We start from the raw sequence: 17,586 nt of genomic DNA, 5'->3' as shown, positions 1-17,586 counted from the left end.
GGGATGGCCCTAAGTGTCGTGGATTGGCTCCTCACCGACACGTACCATCGTTGTTTGGCGATTTTCAGCGACTGCGGCTTCGAGTGCCTCTTGGACGCGTGATGGCTCGTCGGGGCCGCCAGCAGCCGACACACTCCCGACCGTCTCGGGGTCGAACGGCACGTTTAGCTCGCGGTAGACAGCTCCTAACACCGCTCGAAGCTCGGGTTCCTCGGCCGTGACTGTGAGGCAGGCCGAAACGAGCGCGGCACCCGACTGGACGCGCTGGGCGACGCCCGCGAGTTTGCCACGTGGCTCACCCCTGCTGTCGACGCTACTCACCGAATGGCTTCCTGGACAGTAGGCGTCGCTCGGCTCGCCTCGTATGACCTCAGCGCCGAGATCCGAGAGGACCTCGACGAGCAGCTGGCTGGTTTCGCGGTATCGGTCGCACATCCCGCGTCGAATATCCTCGATTGGGACCGCGTGTGCCATCGCCAGCGTGCGGCCGGTGTAGGCGACCGCGCGCCCGCCGACACGCCGTACGGTCGGCTGGTAGCCCCGCTTGTCGGCGGCTTTGCTGGCGTCGGCGTACCCCTCCGTGTGGGTATCTCGTCGACCGAAAGCGACCTGTCGGTGTGGCTGCCAGACGCGGATGGCCGGAACGCCCGTTTTGGCCGTCTCAGTGAGTACCTCGGCAGTCACGCGCCGGTCTGCGGTCGGATTGTCGGCTCGGCCGCGATAAACCCGCATCTCCATACCGGCGAGTCGGTCGGCGACAGCTAATCGGTTCCGCTCTTGGCGCGGTGGCTCGTCGACAAATACGTTGTACTGAGTGTCAGATGGAGCCAACCCACCGAATCCGGAGCGTCCAGAGCTGTAGGCCGCTGGCAGTGGTAGCGGGTCGTTGGTGGTCCCAGTGGCTATCGAAGCACTCACACACACAAAGAGGTAGTCACAGCCGAGACGGACGACGACCTCACAACACTCGTTGAGAAAATGCGCGACGAGGAAGTCGGCAGCGTCGTCATCGTCGCCGAAGACGAACCGAACACCATCGTGAGCGACCGCAAGATCGCGATGGCGGCCGCCAACGGAGATATCCAGGATCGGACTGTCGAGGGGATCATGACCGAGGATCTGGTTACGGCTCACACCGATACCAGTCTGGACGAACTACTCGAAACGATGAGCGACGAGGGGATTCGTTGAGTTTCGATCGTCGACGATGAGGGCTCGCTCGCCGGACTCGTTGCGATAGACGATCTGCTCATCAAGTTCGCTGGCGATTTTACCACGCTCACCGAGATCCCAACAAAACGATCCGAAACGCTGAGCCGGACCTGATTCCGCGCTCCCATTTTTCAGGTGGTGTCGATCAGTCGATGTTTAAGCCGTCCGGCCTCGGCTGTTCCGATATGGACCCACGCGTACACGACCATGCCGAGATTCTCGTCGACTGGAGCGCCCGCGTTGATACGGGCGATAACGTCGTCGTGAGCGTTGCCGAAGGAGCCCACGACCTCGCGGTGGCCGTTGCCGAAGCCCTCGGCGAGCGGGGGGCGAACCTCGTGGCAACGTACGATTCGGACGAACTCACCCGCGCGTACCTACGGGGCCACGACGGCGCGTTCGATACCGATCCCAGCCACGAACAAGCGCTCGTAGAGAACGCTGACGTCTATCTCCGGCTCGGCGGCGGCCGTAACACGACTGCGACCGCCGACGTTCCAGGACCGACACGACAGGCCTATCGCCGCGCCCGCACCGAGATCCGCGAGGCGCGGATGGACACCGACTGGGTCTCGACCGTCCACCCCACCCGCTCGCTGGCCCAGCAGGCTGGGATGTCCTTTGAGGCCTACCAAGATTTTGTCTACGACGCTATTCTCCGTGACTGGGAGGCGTTGGCCGATGAGATGGCCCAGCTCAAAACGATCCTGGACGCGGGCAGCGAGGTCCACATTGAGAAAGCCGAAACGGATATGTGGCTTTCGATTGCGAACCGGACGGCGGTCAACAGCGCCGCGTCGGTCGTCTACGATTCGCACAACCTCCCCTCGGGCGAGGTGTTTACTGCGCCTGCGGATGCCGAGGGCACCGTCCGTTTCGACGTTCCGATGACGGTCAACGCCACCAGACTCCAGGACGTACAACTCACCTTTGAGTCCGGTGAGGTAGTCGACTATGCGGCCGCACAGGGCGAGACCGTATTACACGAGATCCTTGAGACCGATGACGGCGCACGGCGACTCGGCGAACTCGGCATCGGGATGAACCGCGGAATCGACCGCGTTACGGATAATATACTGTTCGACGAAAAGATGGGCGAAACGGTCCACCTCGCGGTAGGACGCGCCTACGACGCCTGTCTGCCCGAGGGTGAGACCGGCAATCAGTCGGCAGTCCACACTGATCTGATTACGGATATGAGCGCCGAGTCGACGCTGGCGGTCGACGGTGAGGTGGTTCAGCGCGATGGAGTTTTTAACTGGGAAGAGGGCTTCAGCGGATAACTGAACCGTCTCTCGGACAACACATCAAAGCGTGCTAACTCGGCCAATGCAGCTGTCATCATCCCCACGAATCCGGCTCCGATAACGAGTACGCCAAGCCCCAACCGGAGTCCTGCTGAGATCGGTAGGGTTGGACTAACTCCAATCAGGGCTGCGAGCGTGATCAGTCCCGTGCTGAGGCCGACCCACCGGTTTCGTTCCCACGTCGGTTCAGCACCGAGCGATGGGTAGCGTTGGTAGAGGTGGATACCCAATGCCACCCCGCTCGCCCAGACGATGCCGGTCGCACTCGCAAAGATGAGATCACCAACGAGCCAGTAGAGACCGCTTGCGAGTGGTAGTCCAACAGCGAGACATCCGGCACCCAGTACTACTGACCGTCTCATCTCCCGTGGTTTCCTATCGCTCGTCGACCGGGACGAACTCGGCGTCTTCGGGGCCGGTGTACTGGGCGCGCGGCCGGATCAGGCGGTTATCCTCCCACTGTTCGAGCACGTGGGCGAGCCAGCCACCGACCCGCGAGACCGCGAAGATCGGGGTGTAGAGATCGATTGGAATCCCCATCTGGTAGTAGGTTGTCGCCGAATAGAAATCAACGTTCGGCGCGAGACCTTTTTCCTCGGCGATGAACTCCTCGATGGCGACAGACATCTCGTACCATTTGGTGTCGCCTGCGGCCTCGCCGAGTTCCTCGCTTTTCTCGCCGAGGATTTTCGCGCGCGGATCTTTGACATTGTAGACGCGGTGGCCGAAGCCAGCGATCCGGTCTCCGCGGGCGATGGCGTCTTTGACCCACTCGACTGGATCCGATTCGCTCTCGTCGACCGACTGGAGCATCTTCATCACGTTGGCGTTTGCACCGCCGTGAAGACTCCCCGAGAGCGTGCCGATTGCGGAGGTAACGGCGCTGTGGAGATCAGCCAGCGTGGAAGCGGTGACCATCGCCGAAAACGTCGAGGCGTTGAGTCCGTGGTCGGCGTGGAGGACGAGCGCCATATCGAAGGTGTCGGCCAGCACCTCGTCGGGCTCCTCGTCGTTGAGCATATACAGGAAGTTCGCGGCGTGGTCAAGATCGGCGCGCGGCTCGACCGGTTCGCTCCCGTTGCGGATGCGGTTGAACGCAGCCAGCGCGGTGGGCATCTTGGCGGTAATCCGGCGGCTCTTGCGGTCGTTGGCCGCGTCGTCCGAGACATCCGCGTCGGCATCGGGATCGTAGGCGGCCAGTGCGGAGGTGATCGTCCGAATCGCGGCCATCGGCTCTTCGTTGGCTTCGGCGAGGTTGCGGACGACCTCCAAGACGCCGTCGCTAAGATAGCGCGCGTCGGCCATCTCCTCGGAAAAGGACGCCAACTGCTCGCTGTTCGGCAGCTCGCCGTGCCAGAGCAGATACAGCGTCTCCTCGTAGCTGGCCTCTCGGGCGAGTTCCTCGATGGCGTAGCCGCGGTAGATCAGTCGTCCGATGTCCCCATCGATGTAACTTAGATCGGACTTAGTGACGACCACACCCTCAAGCCCACGCTTCAGCTCAGTAGACATACCTCAACATTTCTGTTTGCTTCAAAAAAGCGTTATCGTTTAGGAAGCTACCGGTGCGTTTCAACACTGATGGAGTTCTGTATTACAAAACTGAACGTCTCAGGTGCTGTTGTGGGTGGTACTGACCGATGTTAATCGTCTTGATAAACAACCCAAGACATCCCGAAATCGAGAGCTAGGCCGCAGCGACAGTGATCTGCTGTTTGCGGTCGATGGCGTCTTCGAGCTCTTCGGCGATAGCCGACCCGCGCGAAATTTGAATATCTCCACCCCGACCGACGGTTGCGGTGAACAGATACTCGCCGTCGGCCTGGACTTCGACGGTCTCGCCGACGTGTTCGTCGAGCCGAATGACGACGTGCCGCGCGGTGATCTCGGGTTGGACCACCTCGCCTGTGGGTTGGAGTTCCTCGCCCGAAACGGCACCCGGCCTGTTGGAGCCGGGTCGTTCGTCGAGCGTCCGAACGTCGATATCGATACCGAGCCGGTCCTCGATGTCGGTGATTCGACCACCGCCTTTGCCGATCACATAGGAGATGTCGCGTTCTTCGACGTAGACGACCGCGTTGTTCTGGCCTTTGAGGTCGACCTGCACGTGGCCACGGGCGACCGAGCGGATCTCGCGTTCGATCTCCTGTTTGGCGATCCGGTCGACGCCGGTATCCCGACTCTCGCCTTCGGTGAGCGGCACTGTGACGACCTGGCGGTTGAACGTGTAGATCTCGTAGGCCGGGGTGCCCGTCTCGAAGTCCGAAATCTGGATGACGGGCCGAGCAAGATCCTCGGCGGTGAGGCCTTCGGGCACCTTGACCTCGGTCGTCACATCGTAGACGGTGTGAACCTTTCCGGCCTCAATGTAGACGACGGTGTCGACGACCTGTGGAATCATCCCCAACTCGACGCGACCGACGAGTCGCTGGAGGGCGTCGATAGCGCGTGTCGCGTGGACGACACCAACCATTCCGACCCCTGCGAGTCGCATATCCGCGAACACGCTGAAGTCTTCGGTCTTTCTGACCTCGTCGTAGATCGTGTAGTCGGGCCGAACGAGCAGCAGTGAGTCGGCCGTCTTGGCCATATCACCCGACAACGCGGTGTACTGGGTGATTTCGGGACCCACTTGGAGGTCTCGGGGTTTCTCCATCGTTTTCACCGCGAAGTCGTTGACGTTGAGGAACTCGGCGACCGCCTGGGCGAACGTCGACTTCCCGGCTCCAGGAGCCCCCGAGATCAGGACGCCGCGCTGGCGTTCGAGCAGCCGATTTCTGAGATCGTCGGCGAACTCGTAGTCCTCAAGCGTGGTTTTCGCAATTGGACGAACAGCGGTGATCTCGATCCCGTCGGCAAAGGGCGGCCGGGCGACCGCGATCCGGTAATCGCGATACTGGACGATGGTCATCCCGGGCTCGGAGAGTTCGACGAACCCCTCGCGGCTTGTTCGTGCAAGGGCTTCGATCTCGTCGGCCCACTCGTCCATCTGCTCGTCGGAGGTGACCGTCTCGTCGATGGTTTTGTAGCTCATCCCATCGAGCGCGCCGCGTTTGGCTTTGGGCTTGGTGTCGGTTTTGAGGTGGACGCTCATCGTTTCGTCGTCGAAGAAGCCAGCGATGGGCAGATCCTGGTCGCTGTGGACCTCGGGTTCGACGTACTCGACCGACAGCCCCTTGGCTTTCGCGACTTCGGACTGGACGATATCGCTCGAAAGCAGGGTGGCGTCGTGGTCCTCGGCGACATCCCGAATGATCGCGTCTACGTCGCCCTCGCTCGCGCCCGCCTGTTCGGAGCCGCTGGCCCGTCGGCCAACGTAGTCGAGTTCGATCCGGCCCTCGTCGGCGTAGCCGGTGAGTCGCTGGAGCTCTTCGAGGCCGTTCCAGCCGCTGTCGTAGCCCGCATTCGCCTGTGATTCGAGTTCGCCGACGACAGCCTCCGGGACCAACACGGTGGCCTCCTTGTAACTGCCGTCGTCAATTCGCTCGGACACGCGACCATCGATGACCGCGCTCGTGTCCGGCACTATATTCATACCCCTCAGTAGTCGGTGACCATTGATAAGCGTGGTGCGATTCTCAGGGCCTCCACTCCGCTCGCTGGATCAGGTTCGTGGGTCGACCACGTTCTGGCGGCCATCATCGTTTACCGCTCCGAACATCTCCTCTGGAGGGTGTTTGATCGTGTACGCCAACAGGCTTGAAAAGCCGTTGTCACCCGGATGCAGCCCTAACCCGTTTCCCGCACCAACCAGCCCCGGCGGCGTCTCGTTGCAGTGGGTGGCCCACCACTCGGTGTCGAAAAACAGCGTCGCGATCTCCATGTGTTTGGCCTCATGAGTGAACAGATACGAGCCCTCGATCAAACACGGCCATAGCTCGGCGAGGGCGGTTTCGGCCGACGAGCGCAGCCCGACGTCGACGAAAGCCAACGCGACCGGCTCGTCGAAGCCGGCCATCGTCTCGTCGAAGTAGCCGACTTCGAACGCACAGACTTCGAGTTGCCCGTACCGATCGACGTTCGTCTCGACCTCCGAGAGCGAGCCGTCCCAGGCATTGCGCTCGTAGCTGTGAACCCGCTCGGAGGCCAATAGGACGTGCTCGCGGTCGTCGACGTCCGGATCGGGCATTCCCTCGAACGAGTCGAACACAACGAGCTCTCGATTACAGTAGTCGGCGACGATCGAGAGGTTCGCCGTGCTCCCGCCTTTATACGCACCACATTCGACCAACACCCCTTTTTGACTGGCCGGGATCGTGAGCGCCTTCGTGGCCATAACGAGGTGTTCGACGAACGACGAGCCGGTTGGGATGGCGAGGTTGTTCCGAACCATACGAGCGACGATCAGGAGCTTCGCCGGCGTCGAGACGCCGTACTCCGCGCCGGTTTCGGGGTCGAAGAACTCGCCGAGGGTGATCGGCAGGCTCACGCCGAGAAGGACGAGTCGGTAGGCTTTCACGAGCGTCTCGAACACGGAGCGTCGGCTGCTATCCATACGGCCGCCGGTGTCGCCGATGGCTTTGTAATTGTGGGCCCGACCCTAGCGAGGGCTGGTCTCGAAAAAGTAGGATCGACGTACTCCGTTCGGCTCTCGACTCAGTCACCGTAGTCGACTCCGTTTCTGCAGTCAGGTCGTATCACGCTCGGCGAACGTCACACACCAGTTGTCGGGATCATCGACCATGCGCCCGCCGATCTGCCATGCGCTGTCGTCGGTCGGATCGGCGTTTGGTCGGGCCACGAGCATCGACTCGAAGGAAGTAAACCGCGAGACGGGAAGCGAATCGTCCGGCAGAAAGCCGCACTCCGAGAGGATGTCATGGGGGATCGCGCCGTCGCTGACCGCATACAGATCCGTCTCGGGATGCGTCGAGACCACCGCGTGAAGACCGCGCCACAGCGCCTCTCGCCACCGCCTCTCGCCGTTCAACGGAGCGACGTCGACCACCTGTGTTAGTCGGAGCCCATTGCTTGTGGTCCGGCTTCGGGCGACCAGCGCCGCGACTGACTGGTCAGTGCCCGCTTCGTCGACTAAATAGGTCCGACGCCCCCAGATCGGACTCGCAAACCGCCAACCGAGAAACGTCTTGGTTCTGTCGGCGTGAATCTCTGCGGCCCGTCGCTGGCTATGAAGTGCCGTCAGCTGCTCGGTGGCCGCACCCTGGATTTGTCGGACGGTCAACCCCTCGGGTGCGGTAGACAGACGCTTTCGCGCGGCGTAGTACCCCTTTATAAGTGGTGTGAGCACGCCGAGTGCCTGTTGTGAGGGGCGCTCTCCGCGATGGACCGCTGCGGGCGTCTCGATACGGTAGTAGGTCACTTCAGGTGCGACCGTTCGCCAGCCGAGATCCAGATAGCCCGGTCGGGCGTACTGGTTCGGGAAGTTGAAAAACAGTGTCGGATCGTCACCCCGGTAGTGCGACAGCGCGTAGGTGGTCATCCGCCGAAAGATCCCTACTCGTCGGTGGTCGGGATGGACCATCGTATCCGACGGCTGGTAGGCGACCGTCGACTGCTCGCCGATCCGGAGCTCGAAGGCGAGAAACGGTCTGGCCCCGACGATTTCGTCGTCGTACTCGGCGACAAACACCGGAACGTGGTCGGTGTAGGGGTTCTCGACGTACTTCCAGTTGAACCACTCGGCGCTCCGCCGGCGGTTCCAGACCGCTCGGTCCAGTTGGAGCAGCCCATCGATATCCGACGGTTCGAACGGTCGGATCGTATACCCGCTTGCGGCTGTCGCTCCAGAGCGTGAGTCAGTCGACACGAGGCCATCTAACGCCCGGAAGGTGGTTTGTTATTCCCGTTGTAGTGGGACCGTAAGCTGACGAATCTCTCCAGACTGTGTCGACCTGTTGCTGTCGACGAAAACTCCGGTTCGGTTACTCCTCCCTGTCCGAATGAGTACCCGCCAGAGCCTCCGCTCGAACTGAACTCTCAGCAAAATCGGTCGACCACACGTAGTGACCGAGACTTTTGGTCTCGGCGCTGAATATTTCGGCTATGCATTATACGGACGTTCGCGAGCTAACCAAACGGCTTGTGTCGACGCCGAGTCACACCGACGAAACCGCCGTCGGCGATCGAATCGTCGACTGGCTTCGCGCCGAAACCGACGCGGCTGTTGAGCGAGACGAATCGGGCAACGTGATCGCCAGACGGAGCCCCACGAGTGGCCCAACCGACGAGTCGCTCGCGCTGGTCGGTCACCACGATGTCGTCCCGCCCACGGCCGAACAGGTCGACGCCGACGGTGCGTACGTGATCGAAGAGCGCGATGGCCGTCTCTACGGCCGCGGCACCGCAGACATGAAAGCCGCACTCGCGGCGGCGATGGTCGCGTTCCGGGACGCCGATCCGACCGTCGACCTCGTGTTTGCGAGCTTCGTCGGCGAGGAACAGGGTGGAATCGGTGCGCAGGCAGCCATCGAGGAGGGCTTTTCGCCGACGTGGGCGGTCGTCACCGAGGGGTCGACCGGCTACTCCGCACCCGGTGTCACCGACGTGGCAGTCGCCCACAAGGGTCGACGCGGCAGTACGATTCGGGCGACTGGGACGGCGGGCCACGCCAGTCGACCAGCGGACGCCGAGAACGCGATCTATCGCGCCTGTGATGCGGTCGATCTCGTTCGCTCAATGGACGCTCCGGAGACGACCGTGTTGGGAACGCGGCTCAACGGGAGTCTCGCAGTGACCGAGATCGAGGGGGGCTCGGCGTGGAACGTGATTCCCGATTCGTGTTCGGTGACCGTCGACGAACGAACCGTCCCGGGCGAACGGGTCGACCTCGAAGCAGTCGGTGAGGTCGAGGGCGTCAACTGGGAGGTCGACCAGGACCTGCCGCCGATGGCCTGCGGCGACCCCGAGTTTGCCGACCGCGTGCTGGCTGCTGCGGCCGACGCCCAACCTGGCGAGCCACAGCAGGTCGCCAAACCCCACGCCACCGACGCGGGCTGGCTCGCCGCTGCCGGAACCGACTGTGTGGTCTGTGGCGCGGCCGAACCGGGAGAGGCCCATACGTCGACCGAAAGCGTCTCACTGGACGTGGTCGACCGGTGTTACGAGATCTATCTGGCGGTTGTCGAGTCGCCGGTCAACACGTGACGCCAGCCGAAAACCTACAGCCGTCCCCAGCAGTGCGTTGATACGTTCGCACGTGAATGGTGAGGTATGGCAACAGAGGCGAGCGCAGTCGACGCGCCGGAGGCGTACGACGAACTCCTTTCGGTAATCGAACGAGTCAATGCGATTGGAAGCGCCAGCGAAATTCTCTCGTGGGACCAGCAGGTGATGATGCCCGAAGGCGGCACCCCCGCCCGCTCGAAACAGCTTTCTACCCTGTCGTCGCTGTCGCACGAACTCCTTGTCGATGGTCCCGTCGGCGATCTCCTCGACCAACTCGAAGGCGAATCACTCACTGACGATCAACAGGCGGTCGTCCGCGAGGTTCGTCGACAGTACGTTCGCGCCGAGCGTGTTCCAGGCGACCTCGTCGAACAGATCTCCGAAGCAACCTCAGAGGCACTCGGTGCATGGGAGTCGGCCCGCGAGAACGACGACTTTGCGCAGTTCGCCCCACATCTCGAACGACTGGTCGACCTCAAACGTCAGTACGCCGCCCACATCGACCCCGACGAAGACCCCTACGCCGTGCTTTTCGCCGATTACGAGCCTTGCTTGCCGCTCTCACAGGCAGCATCGATTCTCGACGAGCTCCGCGAAAATCTCGTGCCATTGATCGAGGATATTCGGGCCTCCGAGGTCGACCTCGCAACGGACGCCTTCGATGGGACGTACGATACCGACTCACAAGCGGACCTCTCGCGGAAGGTACTGAGCCTCCTCAACTACGATTTCGACCGCGGCCGACTCGACGTCTCGACTCACCCCTTTACCTCGGGCAATCAGTTCGACTGCCGGGTGACGACGCGCTTCGATGAGACCGACCCCATAGGGGCGCTCACGTCGACGATCCACGAGTTCGGTCACGCTTACTACACCCTGGGGCTGCCTGCCGAGGAGTTCGGCACGCCCCTCGGAGATCACCGCAACCTCTCGGTTCACGAATCTCAATCCCGGCTGTGGGAGAACCACGTTGGCCGCTCCGAGCCGTTCTGGGAGCTGCTGGTGCCTCTATTTAGAGAGGCGTTTCCGCAGGCCGACGACCTCTCGCCGCGAGCTGCCTACGAGGCGGCCAACCAGGTGTACGACGAGAACTTCATCCGTGTCGAGGCGGACGAACTCACCTACCATCTCCACATCATCGTCCGCTTCGAAATCGAGCGCGAACTCATCGGCGGCGAGATCACAGTCGACGAGGTCCCCGGTCGCTGGAACGAACTCTACGAAAAGTACCTCGGAATAACGCCGCCGTCGGACGCGATGGGCTGTCTGCAGGACATCCACTGGAGCCACGGCAGTTTCGGCTACTTCCCGACCTACTCGCTCGGAAGCGTGATGGCCGCCCAACTGTACGACGCGGCCAGCGAGGGGATCGACGATCTCGAATCCACGATCGAACGTGGCAACTTCGAACCGCTCGGTGAGTGGCTCCGCGATAACATCCACCAACACGGCCAGCGCTACGAGACCAACGAACTCGTCGTCGAGGCGACCGGCGAGGACTTTACGGCCGATGCCTTCATCGACTATGTCACCGAGAAGTACGGTGAGTTATACGCACTCTAACTTCGGGTAGCCAGTGCCTACTCGGCTGCGGGCACCCACTGAGTATATAAATAAAACTGCAGAGTCGACGGACCCTTCCGAGCTGCGTGCATCGGGTAAGTGAACTATAAACCGGCAAATGGGACTTTTGCGATTGCGGCCGTGTGACTGTCTATGCCGACCCTCTCGTCAGCGGTCAACTCCAGCAAGGAAGTCGCTGCACAGGCCAGCCAAAAGGACATTACGTTCATGGCCGGAAGTATCGCCTACAACGCGTTCGTCTCGCTGATCCCGCTGTTGATTCTGTTGTTTTTCGCGGTCTCGGTTGTTGGCTCGGGTGAACTCGAAGCCCGTCTCGCAGCGCTCACGTCGACGTATCTCACGCCGACGGCGGGTGATGCGGTCGACAGTGCCCTCGATGCCGAGAACGGCGCCGGACTCTCGATTATCGGCTTGGTGGCGCTTCTCTGGGGGACGCTCAAACTGTTCCGCGGCCTCGATACCGCGTTCGACGAGATCTACGAAACCGAATCCCAAACCTCGTTCGTCAGTCAGCTACGTGATAGCCTCGTGGTTTTTGTCGCCCTCGCTGTCGCCATCGTTGCGGTGATGGCTGCCAGCGTCGTCTTTGCGGCGTTCGAGCCGACCTTTCAGGCGATACCAGGGCTCGGCTTGGTGAATCCGCTGCTGTTAGTTATCGGGCTCTCAGTCGCCTTCTTTCCGCTCTACTACGTCTTTCCGAACGTCGACCAGTCGTTCAAACAGATCGTTCCGGGTGTAGTCGTTGCCGCCATCGGCTGGGCCGTCCTGCAGGGGCTGTTCCAGATCTATATCGCAGTCAGTAGTGTATCGGATACCTACGGCGCGCTCGCGGGTGTGATTCTACTCATTACGTGGCTCTACTTCGGTGGCCTGGTGCTGCTGATTGGCGCGGTGATCAACGCCACCGTCGGCGACTTCGTTTCCAATTCCGAGCGGGGCGTCGGGGCGGTACTCAGTGATCCTGACGACCAACGGGTGCTCGTCGACGACCAACTCGACGGTGAGACGGCCGCGGTCTACCTCACGGGGCTTCGCGAGGACGTCACTGGACGCTACGAACAGATGCGCCCGGTTGGGGCCAGTCAGCGGTCGACGCTGCGAAACTCCCACGACGAGATGGATCCCTTCGATAGAAACCCGCCCGCAGACGACAGTATCGAGGTGTTCGAACGACGCTATCTCGACGAGGGCCAGCCATACAACGAGGTCATCCTACGATGGCGACAAAACTGGTAACACTGACCACACCGGTAGTTCTTGACTAAACGAGTCGGCCAGCGATTCTCGCAGACGAGCAATTCTCACCGGTGTACGAATCAGGAAGCCGTACTCACGATCTTGATTACATCGCCGTCTGCGAGTTCGTACTCCTCGGAGATTCGGCGTTTGGTTTTGCCGTTGACCGCGTGCAGATACCCTTCGGCGATATCGGAGTGAACTGCCGCCGCGAGGTCTTTCGGCGTCGACCCTTCGGGCAACAAAAACGCATCCGGTAGCACGTTGCCTTTCGCGTCGGTCCATTTGGTCTCGTTTTGCACCGGAAACGCGGTGAGGTGATCCAACAGATCGTACACCGCCGCGTTCAGCGCGCGCTGGACACCCGTCCCGCCGTACTCGGCCAGTACCTCGCGGATTTGTTCGAGCCCTGCAGTTTGGGTATCGCTGAGATCGCCGGTTATTTCGAACGCCTCGTCGCCCGGTTTGTAGTCGACCACGCCGGCTTCGACACCCCGCCGCAGGGCGAGCTCGCCGTCGGCTGTCGCTGGAATCACGATGTCGGCGGCTTCACTGAGTCGCTGGAGGGTTTCGTCAGGGGCGATGTCGACCTTGTTCGCCACGAGAATAATTGGCTTCGTGCGTGCGCGAACCGTCTCGGCGAGCGCTTGTCGATCCTCGTCAGTCCACTGGATCGGGTCGTCGGGGTATTCGAGCGAGCGGAGACAGGCGGCCACGTCGGCGGTTGTGGCGCCGAATCCGGTCAGCAGTTCCGAGAGGGTGTCGTTGATATCGAAATCCGGCGCCCGGGACTTGCGTTCGACCGACTCCCAGTTGCGGTCGATGATGCCAGTCAGCCACTGGTTCATCTCGTGTTCGATAAACTCCACGTCTTCGACCGGGTCGTGGCTTCCGACCTCTACCGGTTCGCCCTCGGCGTTGGTGCTTCCCGAGGCGTCGAGCACGTTCAAAATCGCATCGGCGTTGGTGAGTTCGTCGAGAAACTGGTTGCCGAGGCCGCGGCCCTCGTGCGCACCGGGGACGAGGCCGGCGACGTCGATGAGTTCGATCGGGACGTAGCGCGTTCCATCCAGACAGCGGTCGTTGCCACACCGTTCGTCGAGATCGAGACACGGACACTCGGTGCGAACCGAGGCGACGCCGCGGTTCGGGTCGACGGTGGTAAAGGGGTAGTTGGCCACGTCGACGTCGGCCAGCGTCGCCGCCGTATAAAAGGTTGACTTGCCCGCATTCGGTTTCCCGGCGAGCGCAAGCGAAAGCATACCGCCGCGTTCGCCCTTCGGCAGCAACTGCCTTTCGGTCGCCCCTACCCTCAGTCGGCGCGAAGAATATCACCGATCTGTGTCGCCTCGCCCGAGAGCTCGGGCTCCTTTTCGACGATTCGTAGCACCTCGTGGTCGGTGACATCACGGTAGGATTTCTCGGTTGCCTCCTCGATGAGCTCGCTGTCGAGGCGGAACTCGGTGCCCTCGTAGACGACGTCGACGCCGGTTTTATCGAACGATAGAACGGTCATAACATAGGTTTGCCGCCGAGAGTCAAAAGGTCGACGAGGTGGCTTCCCGCGGCTTTGTCGGTCGACCGCTGGGGATTTTCTTTTCTGTCAGACAGTCGTCTGACCGACGGTTTATTAGCACCCACGTTCTGTGTCGGCCTGTGTCAACTCCCGGCGATCCGCTCGATGAGCTTTCGATCCCAGACGGAACGACCGTCGAAGAACACGATATCGTCACCGACAGCGACGTGTTGATTGGCTCCAACAGCCACGTCGAGTTCGGCATTCGGAGTCGAACGATCGCCGCCGGCGAGCGCGTCCAGTTCGGCCGACAGCTCGAAGTCGACGGCGACTGTCGGCTCGATATGCTCTGCGAGGTCGACGGGAGCGTCCTGGTCGGCTCGGATGCCTACATCGGTGCGCGAACCCACATCGGCGGCCAACTGCTCGTTTCTGGTGACCTCGATATCGGTGACGACGTCACGATCGACGACGGATTCGAGGCCAACGGCTGGATTCTGACGCGGAACCCGGTTCCCGCGCTCGTCTTTTATTTCATCGTCCTCTCGCAGTTCCTCCGGTTCGGCGAGGGGGCCAAAGCCGACGAGTTCGCCAGCGCGCTCACCGGCGAGGATGCCGAACAGCGACCGCCGCTGGTGATTCCGCGCGGTGCGGAACTCTCCGATGATGCGTGGCGAGTTTCAACGCCCGCGACGATTGGCAACGACTGTCGACTCCACGGTAATATCCGGGCGGAATCGATCACCGTCGGCACCGGCACCACGATCTTCGGGAGCCTCCGGGCGCGTGAAGACATTGAGGTCGACTCCGGAACGGTTGTTATCGGTGACGTGACGACCAGAGACGGGACGGTCACGCTACATGCGGGCTGCGAAGTTCGGGGCAATGTCTCCTGCGGTGATCTCGTCGTCCACGAGGGTGCAGACGTCGAGGGGACGCTCCGGGCAACAGGTGATATGAAACTTATCAGACAGGCTATCGCACCGACGGGCGAGCAGTCCGACGACACCCACGGCGAGCAGTCCGACGACACCCACGGCGAGCAGTCCGACGACACCCACGACGAGCAGTCGTCGACCGCCGACCAGAGTGAATCAGCGAATACCACCTTGGACGAACCGACCGACCAGCAGTCGACCGAATCAGCGGAATCGAAACAGTAGCATTCGAGGACACCGGATGCCGCCATACTCTCCGACGCAGGGTAGCAAGCAGATCAACGTCCGGACTCGACCACTGGAGTCGATACCGCCGCTTGTCCCACCAAAATATTAGTTTCTCTGAGACAGAGAGGGGCGTAGTGGCTGTCGACAACCCGCTACTGACGACCAGCAAACCACGGGATTTCGCAGCAAAAATCATTTTCGTAACGACTGCTGTCCTCATGGTCATCGCACTCAAGATACCACTTCCCGGTCAGGGGGGTGCGAATGTACTACTATTTTTCTTCGCTCCGATAATTGGTGGTATTTGTGGGTTCATCGGATGGGCTTGGTGTGAATGGTGAATCGATCCCCGTTCGTATTTGTTTCGGGGCGCTCAGTCGACCGAGCGCTGACAGGCCTGTTCGAACACCTGCTGGTGAAGCCGGTCGGTGACGGTCTCAGCGAGCGTCTGGAGATTGACGGCATCTTCTCGATTGTAGGAGATCAGGGTCTCGAGCGAGCCGTCGACACCGGTTTCGTGTTCCTTCCAGAGCCGGACAGCATCGCGGCCTGAAATGTCCGGGCGGTCGCGTTCGAGCCCGATCTCCTGTTCGATTGCTTTGAGGCCACCCGAGAGGCCAATCGTTTTACAGGGATACATGAGATCGAGATGCGGGCAGTCGACATTGATGCCGAACGAGGATTCGAGGAACGGCTGGTCGAACCGTAGCCCATTGAAACTCACGAGTAGATTGGCATCGTCGACGGCCTGCTGGACTGCTTCGGCGGTCAGATCATCGCCGCGGACAAGCGTGGTCGTCTCACCGGCTTGGTGGTAGCTGACGGTCGTGACGTTGTTGTACTCCTGACTGAGCCCAGTTGTTTCGATATCGAAAAAGCAGGCCTCCTCCCGAAAGTTCTCGTACAGTCGCCACCGCTCGCTGCTCGGAAACACCTTGTCGAAGTAAGCCGAATCCCCAGCATCGAGCCGCTGGCGGGCGGTCTCGATGAACGACTCGATGTTGTCGGCGGTCGACGGGCCAACCAACGAGCCGTCGAAACAGTCCCAATCAGTCGACCCCTCGGCCCACAGCGTTCGTTCGGTCGTCTCGCCGACCCCGCGGACCGGGATGAAACTGTTCTCGATTCGCATACCGAACCAGGGGGAGCGGGCCACCCTAAAGCTCACGTCTCGGCCGTCGAGTCGCTGTTGCTAAGGGCCGTTGCCGCGTCGACTCGGGTATGTGTGGTCGCTACACGCTCTACACCGACCCCGAGCGACTCCGCGAGCGGTTCGACGCCGAGCCCGACCGCCCCCTGGAGCGACGCTACAACTGTGCGCCCGGTCAAGAACTCCCGGTCATCACCAATGACGCACCGGACCGAATGCAGTTTTTCAAATGGGGACTGACCCCCGAGTGGGCCGACAAAGAACAGGGACTGATCAACGCCCGATCCGAAACGGTTCGCCGGAAACGGAGCTTCGCAGACGCCTACGACTCGCGGCGGTGTTTGGTCCCCGTCGACGGCTTCTACGAGTGGGCCGACCGCGGCGACCGCAAACGACCCTATCGGGTTGCCTTCGAGGACGACCGGCCGTTTGCGGTCGCCGGACTCTGGGAACGATGGCAGGAGCCGACCCGACAAACTGGGCTCGCCGAGTTCGGGACCAGTGAATCGGACGAAACATCGACACCGCTCGAAACGTTCACGATTCTGACGACCGAGCCGAACGACCTCGTCTCCGAGCTCCACCATCGAATGGCAGTGATGCTGCCACCCGAACACGAATCCGAGTGGCTTCACGGTAATCCAGACGAGCTGGTCGACCTCCTGGAACCCTATCCGGACGACGAGCTCGACTACTATCCGGTCTCCGAGCGGGTCAACAGCCCCGCAAACGATGAGCCGTCGCTCGTCGACCCGGTGTCAGCCTGAGTACGGAAACAAAGAGAGCCTACTCCTGGTTAGAGCGAGGCTACTGCCTCACTAACCGCGTCGTAGTCGGGGAAGTCGGGCCACTCTTGAGCAACCCAGGCGTACTGGATCGTCAACTCGTCGTCAACCAGAAAGACGGCGGGTCGGGGTTCGCTGAGGCCAGCCATCCCGTCGAGGTCGTTGGCGATATCGTACTGGTCGGCCACGCTGTTCTGCGGGTCACTAAAGAGGGCGAACTCCATTTCTCGTTCATCGATTAACCTCATGTGTTCGTATGGTGTCGATATCGACAGTCCCACGATTTGGACGTCGTGATCCTCGTTGAGGGCGCGGTCCCGGAGTTCGTTCCAGATATAGGTCGCCGGAAACGCACCATCCATCGGATAGAACACGAGCTGCTCCGTTTATCGCAAGACAGCTCCCGTATTGAATCACTTACATAACAAATTCTCCTGTCTGAGTCGCTGAACTGCCGAATTTCTAGATACAGACATTGCAGAAGCACCCAAACCAGACTATCCAG

16 protein-coding genes and 2 pseudogenes are annotated in these 17,586 nt (G+C 61.3%); 8 read left to right on the top strand and 10 right to left on the bottom strand.

The window, feature by feature from the left end; translation table 11 throughout:
* Positions 1-9 precede the first annotated feature (9 nt).
* Positions 10-918 (bottom strand): lipoyl protein ligase domain-containing protein, encoded by a 909-nt coding sequence (locus O2S87_RS11880; protein WP_475409005.1) that lies wholly within the window; start codon positions 916-918, stop codon positions 10-12.
* 15 nt (positions 919-933) lie between these two features.
* On the opposite strand from O2S87_RS11880, the pseudogene O2S87_RS11875 reads away from it, so the two are divergent.
* The 3 genes and pseudogenes from O2S87_RS11875 to O2S87_RS11865 form a co-directional block, all read left to right on the top strand.
* Positions 934-1,023, top strand: a pseudogene (locus O2S87_RS11875) (CBS domain-containing protein); the annotation flags it as partial.
* A gap of 36 nt (positions 1,024-1,059) precedes the next feature.
* A complete protein-coding gene (locus O2S87_RS11870; protein ID WP_475409017.1) occupies positions 1,060-1,191 on the top strand; it encodes a CBS domain-containing protein in 132 nt (43 codons plus the stop codon).
* A 206-nt stretch (positions 1,192-1,397) separates the two neighbouring features.
* On the top strand, positions 1,398-2,495 hold the full coding sequence (locus O2S87_RS11865; RefSeq protein ID WP_475409004.1) for an aminopeptidase: 1,098 nt from the start codon (positions 1,398-1,400) through the stop codon (positions 2,493-2,495).
* Here O2S87_RS11865 and O2S87_RS11860 read toward each other — a convergent pair.
* The 5 genes from O2S87_RS11860 to O2S87_RS11840 form a co-directional block, all read right to left on the bottom strand.
* Positions 2,450-2,881: a sterol desaturase gene (locus O2S87_RS11860; protein ID WP_475409003.1), complete on the bottom strand. Its 432-nt coding sequence runs from the start codon at positions 2,879-2,881 to the stop codon at positions 2,450-2,452. The genes O2S87_RS11865 and O2S87_RS11860 overlap by 46 nt on opposite strands.
* Before the next feature lie 13 nt (positions 2,882-2,894).
* Complete coding sequence (gene citZ / locus O2S87_RS11855; protein ID WP_475409002.1) at positions 2,895-4,031, bottom strand: citrate synthase; 1,137 nt, start codon at positions 4,029-4,031, stop codon at positions 2,895-2,897.
* Between the two features lie 175 nt (positions 4,032-4,206).
* On the bottom strand, positions 4,207-6,054 hold the full coding sequence (locus O2S87_RS11850) for an ATPase, T2SS/T4P/T4SS family (RefSeq protein WP_475409001.1): 1,848 nt from the start codon (positions 6,052-6,054) through the stop codon (positions 4,207-4,209).
* 69 nt (positions 6,055-6,123) lie between these two features.
* Entirely contained in the window at positions 6,124-7,014 is an 891-nt protein-coding gene (locus tag O2S87_RS11845) for a TylF/MycF/NovP-related O-methyltransferase (protein ID WP_475409000.1), read from the bottom strand.
* 132 nt (positions 7,015-7,146) lie between these two features.
* Complete coding sequence (locus O2S87_RS11840) at positions 7,147-8,286, bottom strand: GNAT family N-acetyltransferase (RefSeq protein WP_475408999.1); 1,140 nt, start codon at positions 8,284-8,286, stop codon at positions 7,147-7,149.
* 236 nt (positions 8,287-8,522) lie between these two features.
* Between O2S87_RS11840 and O2S87_RS11835 the strand changes: the two genes are divergently transcribed.
* From O2S87_RS11835 to O2S87_RS11825, 3 genes are all read left to right on the top strand, one after another.
* On the top strand, positions 8,523-9,623 hold the full coding sequence (locus O2S87_RS11835) for a M20 family metallopeptidase (RefSeq protein ID WP_475408998.1): 1,101 nt from the start codon (positions 8,523-8,525) through the stop codon (positions 9,621-9,623).
* A gap of 66 nt (positions 9,624-9,689) precedes the next feature.
* Positions 9,690-11,207: a carboxypeptidase M32 gene (locus tag O2S87_RS11830; RefSeq protein ID WP_475408997.1), complete on the top strand. Its 1,518-nt coding sequence runs from the start codon at positions 9,690-9,692 to the stop codon at positions 11,205-11,207.
* Positions 11,208-11,360: 153 nt separating this feature from the next.
* Complete coding sequence (locus O2S87_RS11825) at positions 11,361-12,464, top strand: YihY/virulence factor BrkB family protein (protein ID WP_475408996.1); 1,104 nt, start codon at positions 11,361-11,363, stop codon at positions 12,462-12,464.
* 80 nt (positions 12,465-12,544) lie between these two features.
* Here O2S87_RS11825 and O2S87_RS11820 read toward each other — a convergent pair whose 3' ends face one another.
* A complete protein-coding gene (locus O2S87_RS11820; protein ID WP_475408995.1) occupies positions 12,545-13,726 on the bottom strand; it encodes a redox-regulated ATPase YchF in 1,182 nt (393 codons plus the stop codon).
* Positions 13,727-13,776: 50 nt separating this feature from the next.
* A complete protein-coding gene (locus O2S87_RS11815) occupies positions 13,777-13,980 on the bottom strand; it encodes a DUF5800 family protein (protein WP_475408994.1) in 204 nt (67 codons plus the stop codon).
* A gap of 140 nt (positions 13,981-14,120) precedes the next feature.
* Here O2S87_RS11815 and O2S87_RS11810 point away from each other — a divergent pair, with 140 nt between their 5' ends.
* Positions 14,121-15,143 (top strand): polymer-forming cytoskeletal protein, encoded by a 1,023-nt coding sequence (locus O2S87_RS11810; protein WP_475408993.1) that lies wholly within the window; start codon positions 14,121-14,123, stop codon positions 15,141-15,143.
* A gap of 376 nt (positions 15,144-15,519) precedes the next feature.
* Here the strand turns inward: O2S87_RS11810 and O2S87_RS11805 are convergent, their stop codons facing one another.
* Positions 15,520-16,278 (bottom strand): ribonuclease H-like domain-containing protein, encoded by a 759-nt coding sequence (locus O2S87_RS11805; protein WP_475408992.1) that lies wholly within the window; start codon positions 16,276-16,278, stop codon positions 15,520-15,522.
* Between the two features lie 89 nt (positions 16,279-16,367).
* On the opposite strand from O2S87_RS11805, the gene O2S87_RS11800 reads away from it, so the two are divergent.
* Positions 16,368-17,063 carry an SOS response-associated peptidase gene (locus O2S87_RS11800; protein WP_475408991.1) on the top strand — a complete coding sequence of 232 codons (696 nt, stop codon included), beginning with the start codon at positions 16,368-16,370 and terminating at the stop codon, positions 17,061-17,063.
* 29 nt (positions 17,064-17,092) lie between these two features.
* Here O2S87_RS11800 and O2S87_RS11795 read toward each other — a convergent pair.
* Positions 17,093-17,458, bottom strand: a pseudogene (locus O2S87_RS11795) (redoxin domain-containing protein); the annotation flags it as partial.
* Positions 17,459-17,586 lie beyond the last annotated feature (128 nt).

It is taken from the genome of Halohasta sp. A2 (assembly GCF_056175805.1).
This window is presented reverse-complemented; position numbering and strand designations above follow the sequence as displayed.

What these genes read in the sequence shown, in the direction of transcription:
- O2S87_RS11870 (WP_475409017.1), top strand. Translation starts at nt 1,060, where the DNA reads ATGGCGGCCGCCAACGGAGATATCCAGGATCGGACTGTCGAGGGGATC.
- O2S87_RS11865 (WP_475409004.1), top strand. Translation starts at nt 1,398, where the DNA reads ATGGACCCACGCGTACACGACCATGCCGAGATTCTCGTCGACTGGAGC.
- O2S87_RS11860 (WP_475409003.1), bottom strand. Translation starts at nt 2,881, where the DNA reads ATGAGACGGTCAGTAGTACTGGGTGCCGGATGTCTCGCTGTTGGACTA.
- citZ (WP_475409002.1), bottom strand. Translation starts at nt 4,031, where the DNA reads ATGTCTACTGAGCTGAAGCGTGGGCTTGAGGGTGTGGTCGTCACTAAG.
- O2S87_RS11850 (WP_475409001.1), bottom strand. Translation starts at nt 6,054, where the DNA reads ATGAATATAGTGCCGGACACGAGCGCGGTCATCGATGGTCGCGTGTCC.
- O2S87_RS11845 (WP_475409000.1), bottom strand. Translation starts at nt 7,014, where the DNA reads ATGGATAGCAGCCGACGCTCCGTGTTCGAGACGCTCGTGAAAGCCTAC.
- O2S87_RS11835 (WP_475408998.1), top strand. Translation starts at nt 8,523, where the DNA reads ATGCATTATACGGACGTTCGCGAGCTAACCAAACGGCTTGTGTCGACG.
- O2S87_RS11830 (WP_475408997.1), top strand. Translation starts at nt 9,690, where the DNA reads ATGGCAACAGAGGCGAGCGCAGTCGACGCGCCGGAGGCGTACGACGAA.
- O2S87_RS11825 (WP_475408996.1), top strand. Translation starts at nt 11,361, where the DNA reads ATGCCGACCCTCTCGTCAGCGGTCAACTCCAGCAAGGAAGTCGCTGCA.
- O2S87_RS11820 (WP_475408995.1), bottom strand. Translation starts at nt 13,726, where the DNA reads ATGCTTTCGCTTGCGCTCGCCGGGAAACCGAATGCGGGCAAGTCAACC.
- O2S87_RS11815 (WP_475408994.1), bottom strand. Translation starts at nt 13,980, where the DNA reads ATGACCGTTCTATCGTTCGATAAAACCGGCGTCGACGTCGTCTACGAG.
- O2S87_RS11805 (WP_475408992.1), bottom strand. Translation starts at nt 16,278, where the DNA reads ATGCGAATCGAGAACAGTTTCATCCCGGTCCGCGGGGTCGGCGAGACG.
- O2S87_RS11800 (WP_475408991.1), top strand. Translation starts at nt 16,368, where the DNA reads ATGTGTGGTCGCTACACGCTCTACACCGACCCCGAGCGACTCCGCGAG.